Source organism: Hallella absiana (genome assembly GCF_025457485.1).
Lineage (GTDB): Bacteria > Bacteroidota > Bacteroidia > Bacteroidales > Bacteroidaceae > Prevotella > Prevotella absiana.
The window spans coordinates 1-12937 of record NZ_JAMXSP010000049.1 but is presented as its reverse complement, the minus strand read 5'-3'; the positions used below and the strand labels follow the sequence as shown (position 1 = coordinate 12937).

At 51.6% G+C, this 12937-nt stretch carries 10 protein-coding genes; 6 read left to right on the top strand and 4 right to left on the bottom strand.

All coding sequences use genetic code 11. The features are described from left to right. Window positions 1–161: 161 nt before the first annotated feature. Window positions 162–1613 carry an IS1634 family transposase gene (locus NG346_RS13730; protein WP_262288879.1) on the top strand — a complete coding sequence of 484 codons (1452 nt, stop codon included), beginning with the start codon at window positions 162–164 and terminating at the stop codon, window positions 1611–1613. A gap of 186 nt (window positions 1614–1799) precedes the next feature. Next, complete coding sequence (locus tag NG346_RS13725; protein ID WP_262281152.1) at window positions 1800–3302, top strand: SusD/RagB family nutrient-binding outer membrane lipoprotein; 1503 nt, start codon at window positions 1800–1802, stop codon at window positions 3300–3302. A gap of 220 nt (window positions 3303–3522) precedes the next feature. Here NG346_RS13725 and NG346_RS13720 read toward each other — a convergent pair whose 3' ends face one another. Next, window positions 3523–3849: a heavy-metal-associated domain-containing protein gene (locus NG346_RS13720; RefSeq protein WP_262281151.1), complete on the bottom strand. Its 327-nt coding sequence runs from the start codon at window positions 3847–3849 to the stop codon at window positions 3523–3525. Between the two features lie 185 nt (window positions 3850–4034). On the opposite strand from NG346_RS13720, the gene NG346_RS13715 reads away from it, so the two are divergent. The 4 genes from NG346_RS13715 (at window position 4035) to NG346_RS13700 (ending at window position 10814) form a co-directional block, all read left to right on the top strand. After that, window positions 4035–4463 (top strand): HYC_CC_PP family protein, encoded by a 429-nt coding sequence (locus NG346_RS13715; protein ID WP_262281150.1) that lies wholly within the window; start codon window positions 4035–4037, stop codon window positions 4461–4463. Window positions 4464–4538: 75 nt separating this feature from the next. Continuing rightward, a complete protein-coding gene (locus tag NG346_RS13710; RefSeq protein ID WP_262281149.1) occupies window positions 4539–8222 on the top strand; it encodes an efflux RND transporter permease subunit in 3684 nt (1227 codons plus the stop codon). Between the two features lie 3 nt (window positions 8223–8225). Further along, window positions 8226–9533 (top strand): TolC family protein, encoded by a 1308-nt coding sequence (locus NG346_RS13705; protein ID WP_262281148.1) that lies wholly within the window; start codon window positions 8226–8228, stop codon window positions 9531–9533. Window positions 9534–9548: 15 nt separating this feature from the next. Beyond that, entirely contained in the window at window positions 9549–10814 is a 1266-nt protein-coding gene (locus tag NG346_RS13700; RefSeq protein WP_262281147.1) for an efflux RND transporter periplasmic adaptor subunit, read from the top strand. Window positions 10815–10974: 160 nt separating this feature from the next. Here NG346_RS13700 and NG346_RS13695 read toward each other — a convergent pair whose 3' ends face one another. The 3 genes from NG346_RS13695 to NG346_RS13685 form a co-directional block, all read right to left on the bottom strand. Beyond that, entirely contained in the window at window positions 10975–11286 is a 312-nt protein-coding gene (locus NG346_RS13695; RefSeq protein ID WP_262281146.1) for a hypothetical protein, read from the bottom strand. Between the two features lie 90 nt (window positions 11287–11376). Next, window positions 11377–12267, bottom strand: coding sequence for a transposase (locus NG346_RS13690; protein WP_262281366.1), 891 nt, complete (start codon window positions 12265–12267; stop codon window positions 11377–11379). 130 nt (window positions 12268–12397) lie between these two features. Further along, window positions 12398–12835, bottom strand: a complete 438-nt coding sequence (locus tag NG346_RS13685) for an ISAon1 family transposase N-terminal region protein (RefSeq protein WP_262281365.1) — start codon at window positions 12833–12835, stop codon at window positions 12398–12400. Window positions 12836–12937 lie beyond the last annotated feature (102 nt).

Sequence of the window (12937 nt, the reverse complement as noted above, 5' to 3'; positions counted from 1 at the left end):
TAAGAGACAATATGGATGAAGATGAGATCATACAACTTCTGCCATACCAATACAAAAAATCCCGGGAATAACCTCGGGATTTTTTGTTTGATTACAGGACGGCCTAAATTGAATGGTTACGAAAGGACAGGTACTCCCGCAAGAATGTTACTGTAAAGATTATGGGGACAAGTTCCAATGCGCAAGAATTGCTTGCCTTGGAACGCAAGGCTCGTGAGTTTATAGACTCGCAGCTTGGCCAGCCTATTCCGATGGACTATCATTATCCTTTCGAAGACGATCTTGAGAGCTTCCTCTCTGGTATTTCCAACACGCAGATTCAAGTGATTGGTCCCGAACTTATCTATGGACGGCTTTACGACAAGATAGGATATGGAGGGATAGACAATGAGATGTTCCGTCATTTGGTAATTTGTCGTCTATTCAATCCGGGCAGCAAACTCCGCACGGTGGAGTATCTCCGCCAATATCTGAACAAAGACTACGACGTGGATGCCATATACAAGTTCCTTGACAACCTTTGCTTCCGAAAAGACAAGGACTGCAAGAAGGACGCTTCCGGCAAAGTTATCAAGCCTGTTGGTAATGATATAAAGCACGATGTGGAACGCATATCCTATGCCTACACAAAGAAAATATGTGGCGGCGAAATAAGCGTAGTGTTCTATGATATGACTACTCTTTACTTCGAGGCTGCGCAGGAAGACGACCTCCGCAAGACCGGTTTCTCTAAGGACGGCAAGCATTCGTGTCCTCAGATTTTCCTTGGCCTGCTTGTCACCACGGGCGGCAATCCAATAGGCTACGGAATTTACGAAGGGAATATACACGAGGGCAAGACGCTTGTACCGATGATAAAGGACCTGGCCGGGCGACACGGATTCGACCATCCCGTAGTTATAGCCGATGCAGGTCTGCTTTCCAAGAAAAATATAGAAGACTTGGAGGCTGAGAAATACGAGTACATACTTGGTGCGAGGGTTAAGAGCGAGACTGCAGAGGTAAAGGAAGCAATACTTGGAATGAATCTAGAAAATGGCGATGTGAGGTGCATAGACAAGGCGAATGGCGTCAGGCTCATTGTTTCCATGAGTGACAAACGGGCTGCAAAGGATGAGGCAATGAGAAAGAAAGGACTTCAGAGACTCGAAAAGCGCTTTCAAACCGGCAAGTTGACAAAAGCAAACGTAAACAACCGCGGCTACAACAAGTATCTGAAGATGGATGGTGATGTGAGTGTTACGATTGACATGGACAAGTTCAACGCTGATGCCGCATGGGACGGAATCAAGGGATATGTCACGAACACGAAACTCTCGGATGCGGAAGTCATATCCAATTACTCCAACCTATGGTTTATCGAGAGAGCCTTCCGTATGAATAAAGGAGACCTCCGTGCACGTCCAATTTATCATCGGTTGCACAATCGCATAGAAGCACACATCTGTATATGCTTTACGGCCTACACAATTATGTTGGAACTTGAACGAGAGCTGAAGGATGCCAACTCAGATATAACACTATACCAGGCAGGACGGCTGACCAAAACTATGTACCAACTGAACTACAAAATGCCCAACAGCCATCGCACAAAATCCGCTCATCGCCAATGACCCGTTCCTCCTCTACAGCGGCGTGCCTAACATCGACCCCTCAGAGGTCGGCACATCCTCAGAGTTTGACTACGGAGCCATTGAGCGTGGCCAGGCCGTGTCCACCCGCTCCTTCGGTTTCTCGGTTAACTTAACATTCTAATCACTGCATCATTAATTAATTCTGCATCCATAATATTGCATAATATGAAAAAGATATTATATAAGGCAGCTGTCCTCGTGGCAGGTGTGTTCCTGATGGGTAGCTGTGGTGACTTTGGTGACATCAACACCGACCCGAACAACCCCTCCCAGGCCACTACGGAAGCATTGTTTGCTTTCTCCCTGCGCTATGTCCCTTACTTCGTCATGCAGCGCAGTTACAACCCGGAGTTTTTGCTCTTCCCCCGCTATATCGCTGAGCGCCAGAACGTGCAGTACGGCCGTTACAACGACACGCAGTTCTCCACAAAGAACTTCTATCGTTACACGTTGAAGGATCTTCAGACAATCATCAACATGAACGAGGGCAGCGAGAAGAACACCTCCAATGTTGAGGCATTCGGTTCCAACGCAAATCAGATTGCCGCTGCCAGCACCCTGAAGGACTTCTACTTCATGGGCCTGACCGATGCCCTCGGCATGATTCCTTATTCTGAGGCACTCAAGGGTGACAGCGGCAACTATACGCCGAAGCTCGACGCGCAGAAGGACATCTACAACGGCTTGGAGGCCGACCTCGTGGCTGCCTATGCCAAGTTTGATGCCTCGGGCTCGCTCAACGCCACCTACGACTATATGTACAAGGGTGACATCAGCAAATGGAAGAAGCTCAACGCCACCATACGCATGATGCTCGCCATCAAACTCGCTGACGTTGATCCTGCCACAGGAAAGGCGTGGTTCCAGCAGGCCTACAAGGACGGAGGCATCGAGAGCAACGACGACAACTTCGTCTACACCTTCTATGGCAACGCCGACAACGAGAACCCGTTGTACACGAACATCGTCACAGAGGGCCGTAAGGACTTCTGTCCGTCAACGGACATCGTGGACATCATGAACAAGTACAATGATCCTCGCCGCGCCGCTTACTTCACGAAGAATGCCGATGGCATCTACAAAGGTATTCCCTTGGGCATCACTTCTTCGGACGTGACCAACTACAACAAGGACAACTCCGACTTCAATCCCAACATGTATAAGCAGGGTGCTCCGTTCATCATCTTCTCAGCTGCCCGCACACGCCTCGTTGAGGCTGAGGCTGCCCTGCGCGGCTGGATCGACGCTGATGCCAAAACGCTGTATGAGGAGGGTGTCCGTCTGTCTATAGCAGCGAAGTTTGACCTCGTGAGTGGCACGGCACCGTCGGAGAGCGAGATCAGCGCTTACTTGGCCCAGAGCGGTGTGGCCTTCACGGGCACCGATGCTGAGAAGCTGAGCCTCATCGCTACCCAGCGCTATATCAACGGTTACTTCGAGGATGGCATTGAGGCCTGGTCCGACTGGCGCCGCTTGGACGCACCTGACCTGACGATCGGTCCGAGCAGCTTGCTGGAGCACATCCCGTATCGTTGCACCTACGATAACAACGACCGCAGTGAGAGCACGGCGGCTTACGAGGCGGCTGACAAGGAGCAAGGTGCCGACAACACCGACACCCGTGTGTGGTGGGATGTGAAAGACAACGCCGCACAGCGGAAGCAATAATACGAAGGTATATCCGAAGAAGTCCGGACTTCCGGACTTCATAAAGAAAAAACCAGTCCTTGGGGGACTGGTATAATTTCTCTCTGTTCTTGGAGCCTGGCCTGGAGAAGGTCGGGCTCCATTTGTTTAGGTCAGCATATCGGCAAAACAGTACATAAACAGCAAGCGCGTTGCAACATTTCTGTCGCAACGCGCTTGAATCGTTTTCAGATGTTCTCTCTTATTTTCTGTACTTGCAGCAGCCTGGGAGCTTGTTGTAAGTAGCGGCAGAAGCCTTGGCTTTGTCAGTGTCGTGACCAGCGGCAGCTACAGCCTTCTCTATCTTGTTAAGATTTGTCTTGCTGTCATCGAAGACTACGCTGCAAACCTTCGTGTCTTTGTTCCAGGCTGCGGTGAGTACGCCGGGAACAGCCTTGGCTGCTTTCTGGATACGAGCCTGGCACTTCTCACACTTACCCTGAGCCTTGAAGGTCTTCTTCACGGTCTTGGCCTGAGCAGAAGCAACCATTGCCAAGGCGGCAACAAACATCAATACTGTCTTCTTCATAATTTTTCCTTTCTAAATTGATTATTACTTGATAATTAAGTCAGATAAAAAGAGGTTATCCTTACTTTTTCGGCAAAATTACAAAAAAAACGATGAGACCCAACAATATTCCCAATAAATTTTGCTAATTTTGCAAATTGTAAGATTGTATAAGCTTCATAGAGAACATATCTTCGTTACAGCCTATGGCAAGACGTATCAGTGCATATCTCACGATTCTGCTCTTTCTGATCGCGGTATCAGGATTGCAGATCAATGTTCATTACTGTGGTGATGAACAGATGTTCATGGTGCTGAACGGCATCAACGTTCACAGTTTTGCCGATGCCGCTGACGACTGTTGCCACGGGGGCAATGATAAATGCAGCGGCTGTCATGACAAGGCTCACTTCGTACAAGTAAAATCTCATTTCGCCCGCGGTCAGACCATAGACCTCACCCCAAGTCTTTACGATGCCAATTGGTTCCATGGCGATCTGCCCGCCTTGTGGCAGCCGCTCTCATGGAGCGCTCTGACCTGTGAGACGGAATCGTCCTCACATTATTATATACCTCCGGCTCCACCTGGACTTTTTGTGGAGCCTCATGGTTTGCGCGCGCCTCCGAGAGGTTGACAACACGCATTACAGGGGCGGCCACAGGAGGCTCCCTAAAGCGAAACCTCACTTTTTTACGCAAATCAATAATTTATGGTAAACAAAATTATAGGCTATTTCCTACGCAACCGCATCATCTCGCTGTTCGTGCTCCTCGCCGTCATCTTTGGCGGCTTGGCTACCATGCCTTTCGACTGGGGTACGGACGACATCATCCCGCGTGATCCGGTGGCGGTGGATGCCATTCCCGATATCGGAGACAACCAGCAGATTGTCTCCACCGACTGGATGGGGCACTCTCCGATGGATATTCAGGAGCAGATCACCTATCCGCTCACAACAGCTCTGCTCGGCATACCGGGCGTCAAGACGATACGCTCATCGTCGATGTTCGGCATGTCATTCATATACATTATTTTTAATGACAACGTTGAGTTCTACTGGAGCCGCTCGCGCATCCTTGAGAAACTCAACTCCCTCCCCGCAGGCCTTCTTCCCGACGGCGTGCGCCCCACGCTCGGTCCCGATGCCACGGCCCTCGGACAGATTTATTGGTACACGCTTGAAGGCCGCGACCCCAAGACGGGCAAGCCCACCGGCGGATGGGATCCGCAGGAGCTCCGTACGATACAGGACTACTACGTGCGTTACAGCCTTTCGTCGGCTGAGGGCGTGTCGGAGGTCGCCTCTGTAGGCGGCTTCGTCAAGGAATATCAGGTAGACCTCGATCCCGATGCCATGCGCGCTTATGGTCTGAATCTCATTCAGATCATGAAAGCGGTGAAGAACTCCAACATCGATGTAGGAGCCGGCACCATGGAGGTCAACCGGGCCGAATATCTCATCCGTGGATTAGGATACGTAAAGAAGCTCTCCGACCTGGAGAACGCGCCTATCACCTCAAGCAACGGTGTGCCCGTGCGCATCAAGGATGTAGCCAAGGTCAGTTTTGGGCCAGCCGACCGCCGCGGAGGTCTTGACAAAGAAGGCCAGGAGGCCGTGGGTGGCGTTGTCGTGGCACGCAACGGCAGCAACCCGATGCAGGTCATCAACAACGTCAAGGACAAGATCAAGGAGATGGAGAGCGGACTGCCAGAGAAAGTGCTGCCCGACGGTACCCACTCTAAGGTCACCGTCGTACCTTTCTACGACCGTACCCAGCTCATCAAGGAGACTATCGGCACGCTGGAGAGTTCGCTGACCCACGAGGTGCTTATCTGTATCATCGTGGTGCTTATTCTGGTGCTTAACCTCCGGGCCTCTGTCGTCATCGCCACCATGCTTCCCTTGGCTGTGCTCTGTACGTTCATCGTGATGAAGCTATGTGGCGTGGAGGCGAACATCGTCGCCCTGTCGGGTATCGCCATCGCCATCGGTGTGATGGTCGACGTAGGTGTCGTCTTCATGGAGAATGTCGTGCGTCATGTACAGAGTGACGACCGCGACACTGTGACAGGCGAGGTGGTATGGCCACGCGGCAAAGCATTGGAAGACACGATTCTCTCCGCCGTGAGCGAAGTGAGCTCCGCGGTAATGACAGGTATGGCGACAACCGTCATCTCCTTCCTCCCGGTGTTTGCCATGCAGGCCCAGGAAGGCAAGATGTTCCATCCGTTGGCCTTCACGAAGACCTTTGCCCTGCTCTCTGCACTCATTCTCGGACTGGTCATCCTTCCCACCCTCGCCTATTGGATCTTCTCGCTGCGGATGCCGCGGCAATGGGCGATGCGCCTCTTCCGTGGCAAGCCCGCACCGAAGACCGTCAAGATAGGACGATGGCAGTTCAAGACCAACTATCTCACCGTAGCTGTCATCGTGCTTTTCGCTACCTACATTCTTACCGGTCACTGGATGCCCTTAGGCCCGAAGAACGGCATGATGCTCAACATGTTCTTCGTGCTTGCCATCATCGGTGTGGTCCTGGCGCTGCTGTGGCTCATGGTCATCTATTATGAGCGCATCCTCCGCTGGTGCCTCGACAACCGTTGGAAGTTCATGCTCATCCCGATGCTGACCCTCGTTGCCGGTGCCATGATCTGGAAGCATACAGGCTCTGAGTTCATGCCGACACTCGATGAAGGCACGTTCATGCTCATGCCGACAAGCATGCCCCACTCCGGTGTGGAAGAGAATCTCGACCTCTGTCGTCAGCTCGACATGCGTGTGAGTGCCATCCCCGAAGTAGAGAGCGCGGTGGGCAAATGGGGACGCACAGAGTCGGCGCTCGACCCCGCTCCGATACAAATGTATGAGGTCACGGTCAACTATCGTCCGGAGTATATGCTCGACGACGACGGTCAGCGCGCACGCTTCAAGACGGACATTCACGGACGGTTCCTGCTCAAAGGCGGCAAGACCTACGACCCGGCGAAGGAGTTCCGCATCATACCGCGCGACTCGCTCATACCCTCCTCTCACGGCGAATACCTGCGCCAGTGGCGCGACAATATCCATACAGAGGACGACATCTGGAATGAGATAGAGAAAGCCAGTAACCTTCCCGGACTGACGGGCTCGCCCAAGCTCCAGCCTATCGCCACGCGCCAGGTGATGCTCTCAACGGGTATGAAAGCAGCCATGGGACTGAAGGTTTATGGGCCCGACTTGGAGAGTATCGAGAAAGTCGGCCTGCAGATGGAGAAAGCTCTGAAAGACCTTCCGCAGATCAACCGCTCCTCGGTCTACTATGATCGTGCCGAGGGCGCGCCTTATATAGAGATCACGCCAGACCGTGAGAAGCTCGGGCGCTACGGCATCCAGCTCGGCGACGTTCAGAGCGTCATAGAGACAGCGGTTGGCGGCATGAGCGAAGGCACGACGGTGGAAGGCCGTGAGCGCTTCCCTATCCGTGTGCGCTATGCACGTGAACTCCGCGACAATCCCGATGCACTTTCGTCAATCCTCGTACCCGCGGCCGACGGCACGCAGATCCCGTTGGGACAGGTGGCCTCAATCAGATTCACGCCGGGTGCTTCCATGATCTCCTCGGAGAACACGTTCCTCGTAGGTTACATCACCTTCGACAAGAGTGACTCCAAGGAGGCAGAGGTCGACGTGGTCAACGCGGCAAAGAAGCATATCGACGAGCTCGTGGCTGCGCACAAGATCAATCTTCCTAAAGGCGTGAGCTACCGCTTCGCCGGAAGTTATGAACAGCAGGTACATGCCGCCAAGCGACTGAGCATCGTCATCCCGATAGCTCTGCTGCTCATCTTGCTCATCCTCTATTTTCAGTTCAAGAGTATCACAGCCTCGCTCATCCATTTCTCGGGTGTCTTCGTCGCTTTTGCAGGTGGTTTCATCCTCATGTGGCTCTATGGTCAGCCTTGGTTCCTCAACTTCTCCGTCGCCGGCATCAATCTTCGCGACATGTTTGGCATGGGTCAGATCAACCTCTCCGTCGCCGTGTGGGTGGGCTTCATCGCACTCTTCGGTGTAGCCACCGACGATGGTGTGCTCATGGGTACCTATATCCATCAGACATTCCAAAAACGTCATCCGCAGACGAAGGAAGGCATTCGTGAGGCGGTTGTCGAAGCAGGAAAGAAACGTGTGCGTGCCGCCTGCATGACGACGGCAACAACGCTGATCGCCCTCCTCCCCGTGCTCTCGTCTACGGGTAAAGGCTCCGACATCATGGTGCCGATGAGCATCCCGACATTTGGCGGTATGCTTATCCAGACCATGACAATGTTTGTCGTGCCGGTGATGCAATGCTGGTGGAGAGAGGGAGCTCTCCGCAAAAACAGGGAAAACAATCGCATACAACCATCATAAAATATGAGAACAGATAAAACTATATATACACGCTGCCGGCTGTTGCTGTTGATGTTCTTCGTTATCACAATAGGTGCCCAGGCCCAGTCCTCCGACAGCCTTGCAACCTACATCGCTGCCGCTATCCGCAACAATCCCGCGGTGATAGGCGGATACAACGCTTATAAGGCACAGGTGATGAGCGCGTGTGGCGCGGGATCACTCAACGACCCCACTATACAGGTGGGTGTCTTTCCGAAGAGCATGCAGCATGTCAACGGCAAGCAGATAGCGACGTTCACCATCATGCAGATGTTCCCTTGGTTCGGCACACTGAAGGCCGAGCGTGAGAACATGGAGTACAAGGCCGAGAGTGCCTATCAAAAGTTTCGTGCCGACGGCATAGCCCTGGCTTATGACGTGCAGAAACAATGGTACGCCATGCTCGCCACACAAGAGAAGATCAAAGCTGTCAAGGGTAAGATCAGCCTGCTCGAAGACATCAAGAAGCTCGCGCTGCTCACTTACAAGACGCAGAGCCGCATGCGCAACGCAAAGATGAGCGATCAGCTGAGATTAGAAGCCGAAGAGCAGAACCTCGAGGAACAGATAGCGAGTCTCGAGGCAAAACTGGCGCTACAGCGTCAGCAGTTCAACATCGTGATGCACCGCGATGCCAATGCACCACTCGTCGTTCCCGACACCATTGCGCTTCGCGAGATGCCTTCCTTCTCTTGGAACGACATCGAGGCTCAAGACCCGCTGCTGCAAAAGTCAGTGGCAGACGGCAAGGCTTTCGAGGCACAAGAGCGGCTCGCTACGAACATGGGTAAGCCGACGTTCAGCGTAGGACTGCAGTACATGCTCAACGGCAAAGTGATGAATCCGAAGATGGAGAACATGAACGGCATGGATATGGTCATGCCGATGGTAACAGTCTCCGTGCCTATCTATCGGAGAAAGATCTACATGAGCAAGGAAGCGGCCAAGCTCAACAAGATCAGCACCGACTACGCTTACCAGAACCGTCAGGATGCGTTGAAAAGCGAATACCTGAGCATTGGGCAACGCGCCGAGGACGTGAAGCGAAAGGTAGAGCTCTACGACAAGGAAGTAGAGATCCTCGACCGCACGCTGAGCCTGATGAATACGGAATATGCCACAGGATCAACCTCACTTACCGATATTCTTGAGACCAACCGTCAGTATATCGACTACGCGCTGAAGAAGGCAGAGGTTTATGCTGACTACAACACACTCGTAGCGGAATATGAGAAGATGGCAAGTCGATACGATTATGCCACACGTGCTGAGAATCCGCGAAAGAAATAACAAAAGGACAATATCATGAACAAGATAAAAGATTTCATCATACGCCACAAGATGACCTTAGTCGTCCTCTTCGGCCTGGCATTAGGCATCGGCATCGGTTATGTGGCATTCCACAAAGGTGGCAGCGGGGCAACCGCCTCGTCTGAGAATAAAAAGACCATCTGGACCTGCACCATGCATCCACAAGTACGTCAGGATCATCCAGGCAAATGCCCGATCTGCGGCATGGATCTCATTCCGCTGACCGATGACAGTAAATCATCTGAGTCGGGTATGGAAATGGATCCCAACGACATCATGCTCAGCGACGAGGCCATGGCCTTGGCCAATGTGCAGACAGAAACCGTGAGCACCGGAGCCACAGCCAAGGAGATCCGCCTCTTTGGAAAGATTCAGCCCGACGAACGTTTGGAGCAGGTACAGAGCGCTTATGTCGACGGTCGTGTAGAGAAGCTCTTCATCAATGCTGTCGGCGACCGCGTAGGCAAAGGACAGACGTTGGCCGTCATCTATTCGCCTGCCCTCTACGCCGCAGAACAAGAGCTCGTCGAGGCTCTCGCCTACCCCATGGCTGCCCAACGCAAAGCGCTTGTAGAAGCAGCCGTGGAGAAGCTCGAATTGCTGCAGATTGACCGTGCGCAGATAAACCGCGTCATACGCACGAAGAAAGCATCGCCTTATGTCTCACTGAAAGCAAATACAAGCGGAACTGTTGTGGACAAGCAGGTGGAACCCGGCGACTACGTCAAGCAAGGGCAGCCGATGTTGAAGATCGCGAACCTCAGCACGGTCTGGGCCATGTTCCAGGCTTATGAGAGTGATCTGCCCTTTGTCAAGGTGGGATCCACGATACGCTTCACGACCGAGAGCATGCCCGGCCGTTCCTTCACGGGCAGGGTGAGTTTCGTAGACCCTGTGCTTGACGACAAAAGCCGCACGGCAGGGGTACGTGTGGTGATGAGCAACCCCGGCGGCATCTTCAAACCACAGATGATCATCTCCGGCTATGCCATAGCAAGTATGAAAGGCTATGAGGACGACATCGTCGTGCCTAAGTCTGCCGTGCTGTGGACGGGCAAGCGCTCGGTGGTCTATGTAAAGGATGAGAGCGTATCGATGCCTGCGTTCCAGATGCGTGAGGTGACGCTCGGCCCCAGCCTTCCCGATGCTTATGTGGTAACCGACGGTTTGGCTGAAGGTGAGACGATCGTCACCAACGGCACCTTCGCCGTGGACGCTTCAGCTCAGTTGGCGGGGAAGAAGAGCATGATGAACAGATAGGAGTTGCGGGGTGGGCTGTCACTATATGACCGACTCCACAACACCCAATGTAATGACAACTTAAAACAATAACAAAACGGGCGGCATTCGCAAGTGAATGTCGCCCGTTTATTTGTTAGTGCTCGTTAAAAAATGTAACTAAATCGTTCCGAACAAGACCTTAGCGCTTATCGATGACTCCATACTTAATCCACTCTTCTTGTGGATAATTATTACGAACCACATTTTTCGTTCTAATGTACATTTCCTTGCACTGAGCAAGAATACGGTTGGTATGCTTAACCTGTTCGGAGAGATGCTTGCGAAGTACCTCTGTATCCTCGGAATTCTTATGTAACTCATTGAGTTGATTAGACATAGCATCCAATTCCTCAAGGGATATTCCCTTATCGTGCACCTCATCAATCTGGGCCTTCAGAGCGTTGATAAGACGTGTACTTTTTTCTACTTGCAAATCAATTGTCTTAGACATAGAATATAGTTTTAGTTGCTTTAATGATATAGCAAAGTTAGTCATTTTTTGGGTCAGTTGCAAAAGTCCGTGGATGCCTTAGGGGGAGGACTAACCAAATATATTGCGCAAGCGGTATACGAAGAAAGGAAGATCCGCCACTCCTCTCATCTGTGATCTGAACCCTTTGATTTTTGAGTTGATGGACTCGGCCGCAGCATTAGTGGAGCGATTAATAAAGTAGTTGAGCACATACTCCTCTCTGGACTTTATGGTATCTCTGGCGGCAATAAGCTCTCGGATGAGGCTTTTCCCGACTTCCTTGTACCACTCGTGCAATTCTACCTTGGCCTTCTCCCTCGTTTGTTTTTTCTTCATTATATTACGGAACTTGTTTGCAAGCAAGTAGGCGGTCCTCATCTTTGAATTAAGCTCATATAGGATTGTCATCCTCTCTTTCTGCTTGTCTGTCCAGTCGTTCATACTCTTGAGCAAAGGATACCTAACGCGCGTTAGCAGGTCTATCTTGGTCTCGTTGTTGGCAAGTTTTGCAGGTACGAACTTCTCGTTAGCACGCTTCTTTCTCGGACGGCCGCGTTTCTCTCCACGTTTTTTAGGATGGTGCTTACGGTAGTAGAGCCGTGCCTTTCTGCGTTTCTCGCATTTCTTCTTATGCAGCCGCTTTTCCCTCTTCAGCTCCGACTGGGCTTGGCGTTTCATTTTCATCCTCATTTCTTCGAGAGCCTCCCCAAGTCTCATCATTACATGGAAGCAATCGATAACTATCGTGGCATTGGGAAATGCCTGACTGACAATGGAGAACATGCTGTAAGAGAAATCCATGGTCACTTCCTCTACTGCGAGGCGCTTGTCCTCCGATAACTTCATAAGGTGCTTTACCACTTCTTCCGACGTAGTTCCCTTGACTACCGCTATCAGGGACCCTCTGCGGCCGTGCCCGTCCTTGTTTGTCAGGAATGTAAACAGGTCCTTGCACAGCATGGTCTCGTCTATGCTGAGATGTTTCCCTAAGTTTTGCGACAACAGTACCCATTTATCAGCATGATCTTTTTGAGCCCAATCTTTGAAATTGCTCAGATGATCCTTGTAAGCACGCTCAAGACGGTTGCCGTCAACCTTGTAGAAACGCCCCACTGAGCGGGCCGTCACTGGGCAAGTATCCAACCACCTCTTTTAAAAAAGCAGCAAACTCTTGCGAGTAGCTGGTACCGTCGGCAACCAATTTGTACAGGTTAAACACGACATTCTGTCCTTCATCATTCATCCATCTCCTTCGCCTGACATGGAGAACCACCTTGTGGTCACGCAGCGGAAAGTCGTTTATCTGACGATATTCGGTAAAGCCATTCGGAGTAAGGTCATGCCAGCCTTTGTCACGATTGTCCTGCTCATCCAAATAAATGTGGAGGAGTACTATCTCTGATCCTGTCTCATCCAGTTTTCCGGTGAACTCTTCTTTAACGTCGGTTATATCGAAGTATTCAAGCATGTCTTTGGGGAATACATACTTGAGGAGTGTCTTGGTGTCGAAGCTATTTGTCTTTGTCATGTGGCAAAGGTACAAACTTTATTCCTTTCTTCGTATACCACTTGGCAATATATTTTGGTTAGCCCTCCCCCTAAGGCATCCACGGACTTTTGCAACTGACCC

Bases quoted from the DNA above. Each gene is read 5' to 3' on its own strand.
- NG346_RS13725 (WP_262281152.1), top strand. From the start codon at position 1,800: ATGAAAAAGATATTATATAAGGCAGCTGTCCTCGTGGCAGGTGTGTTC.
- NG346_RS13695 (WP_262281146.1), bottom strand. From the start codon at position 11,286: ATGTCTAAGACAATTGATTTGCAAGTAGAAAAAAGTACACGTCTTATC.
- NG346_RS13685 (WP_262281365.1), bottom strand. From the start codon at position 12,835: ATGACAAAGACAAATAGCTTCGACACCAAGACACTCCTCAAGTATGTA.
- NG346_RS13720 (WP_262281151.1), bottom strand. From the start codon at position 3,849: ATGAAGAAGACAGTATTGATGTTTGTTGCCGCCTTGGCAATGGTTGCT.
- NG346_RS13730 (WP_262288879.1), top strand. From the start codon at position 162: ATGGGGACAAGTTCCAATGCGCAAGAATTGCTTGCCTTGGAACGCAAG.
- NG346_RS13700 (WP_262281147.1), top strand. From the start codon at position 9,549: ATGAACAAGATAAAAGATTTCATCATACGCCACAAGATGACCTTAGTC.
- NG346_RS13705 (WP_262281148.1), top strand. From the start codon at position 8,226: ATGAGAACAGATAAAACTATATATACACGCTGCCGGCTGTTGCTGTTG.
- NG346_RS13710 (WP_262281149.1), top strand. From the start codon at position 4,539: ATGGTAAACAAAATTATAGGCTATTTCCTACGCAACCGCATCATCTCG.
- NG346_RS13690 (WP_262281366.1), bottom strand. From the start codon at position 12,267: ATGCTGTGCAAGGACCTGTTTACATTCCTGACAAACAAGGACGGGCAC.
- NG346_RS13715 (WP_262281150.1), top strand. From the start codon at position 4,035: ATGGCAAGACGTATCAGTGCATATCTCACGATTCTGCTCTTTCTGATC.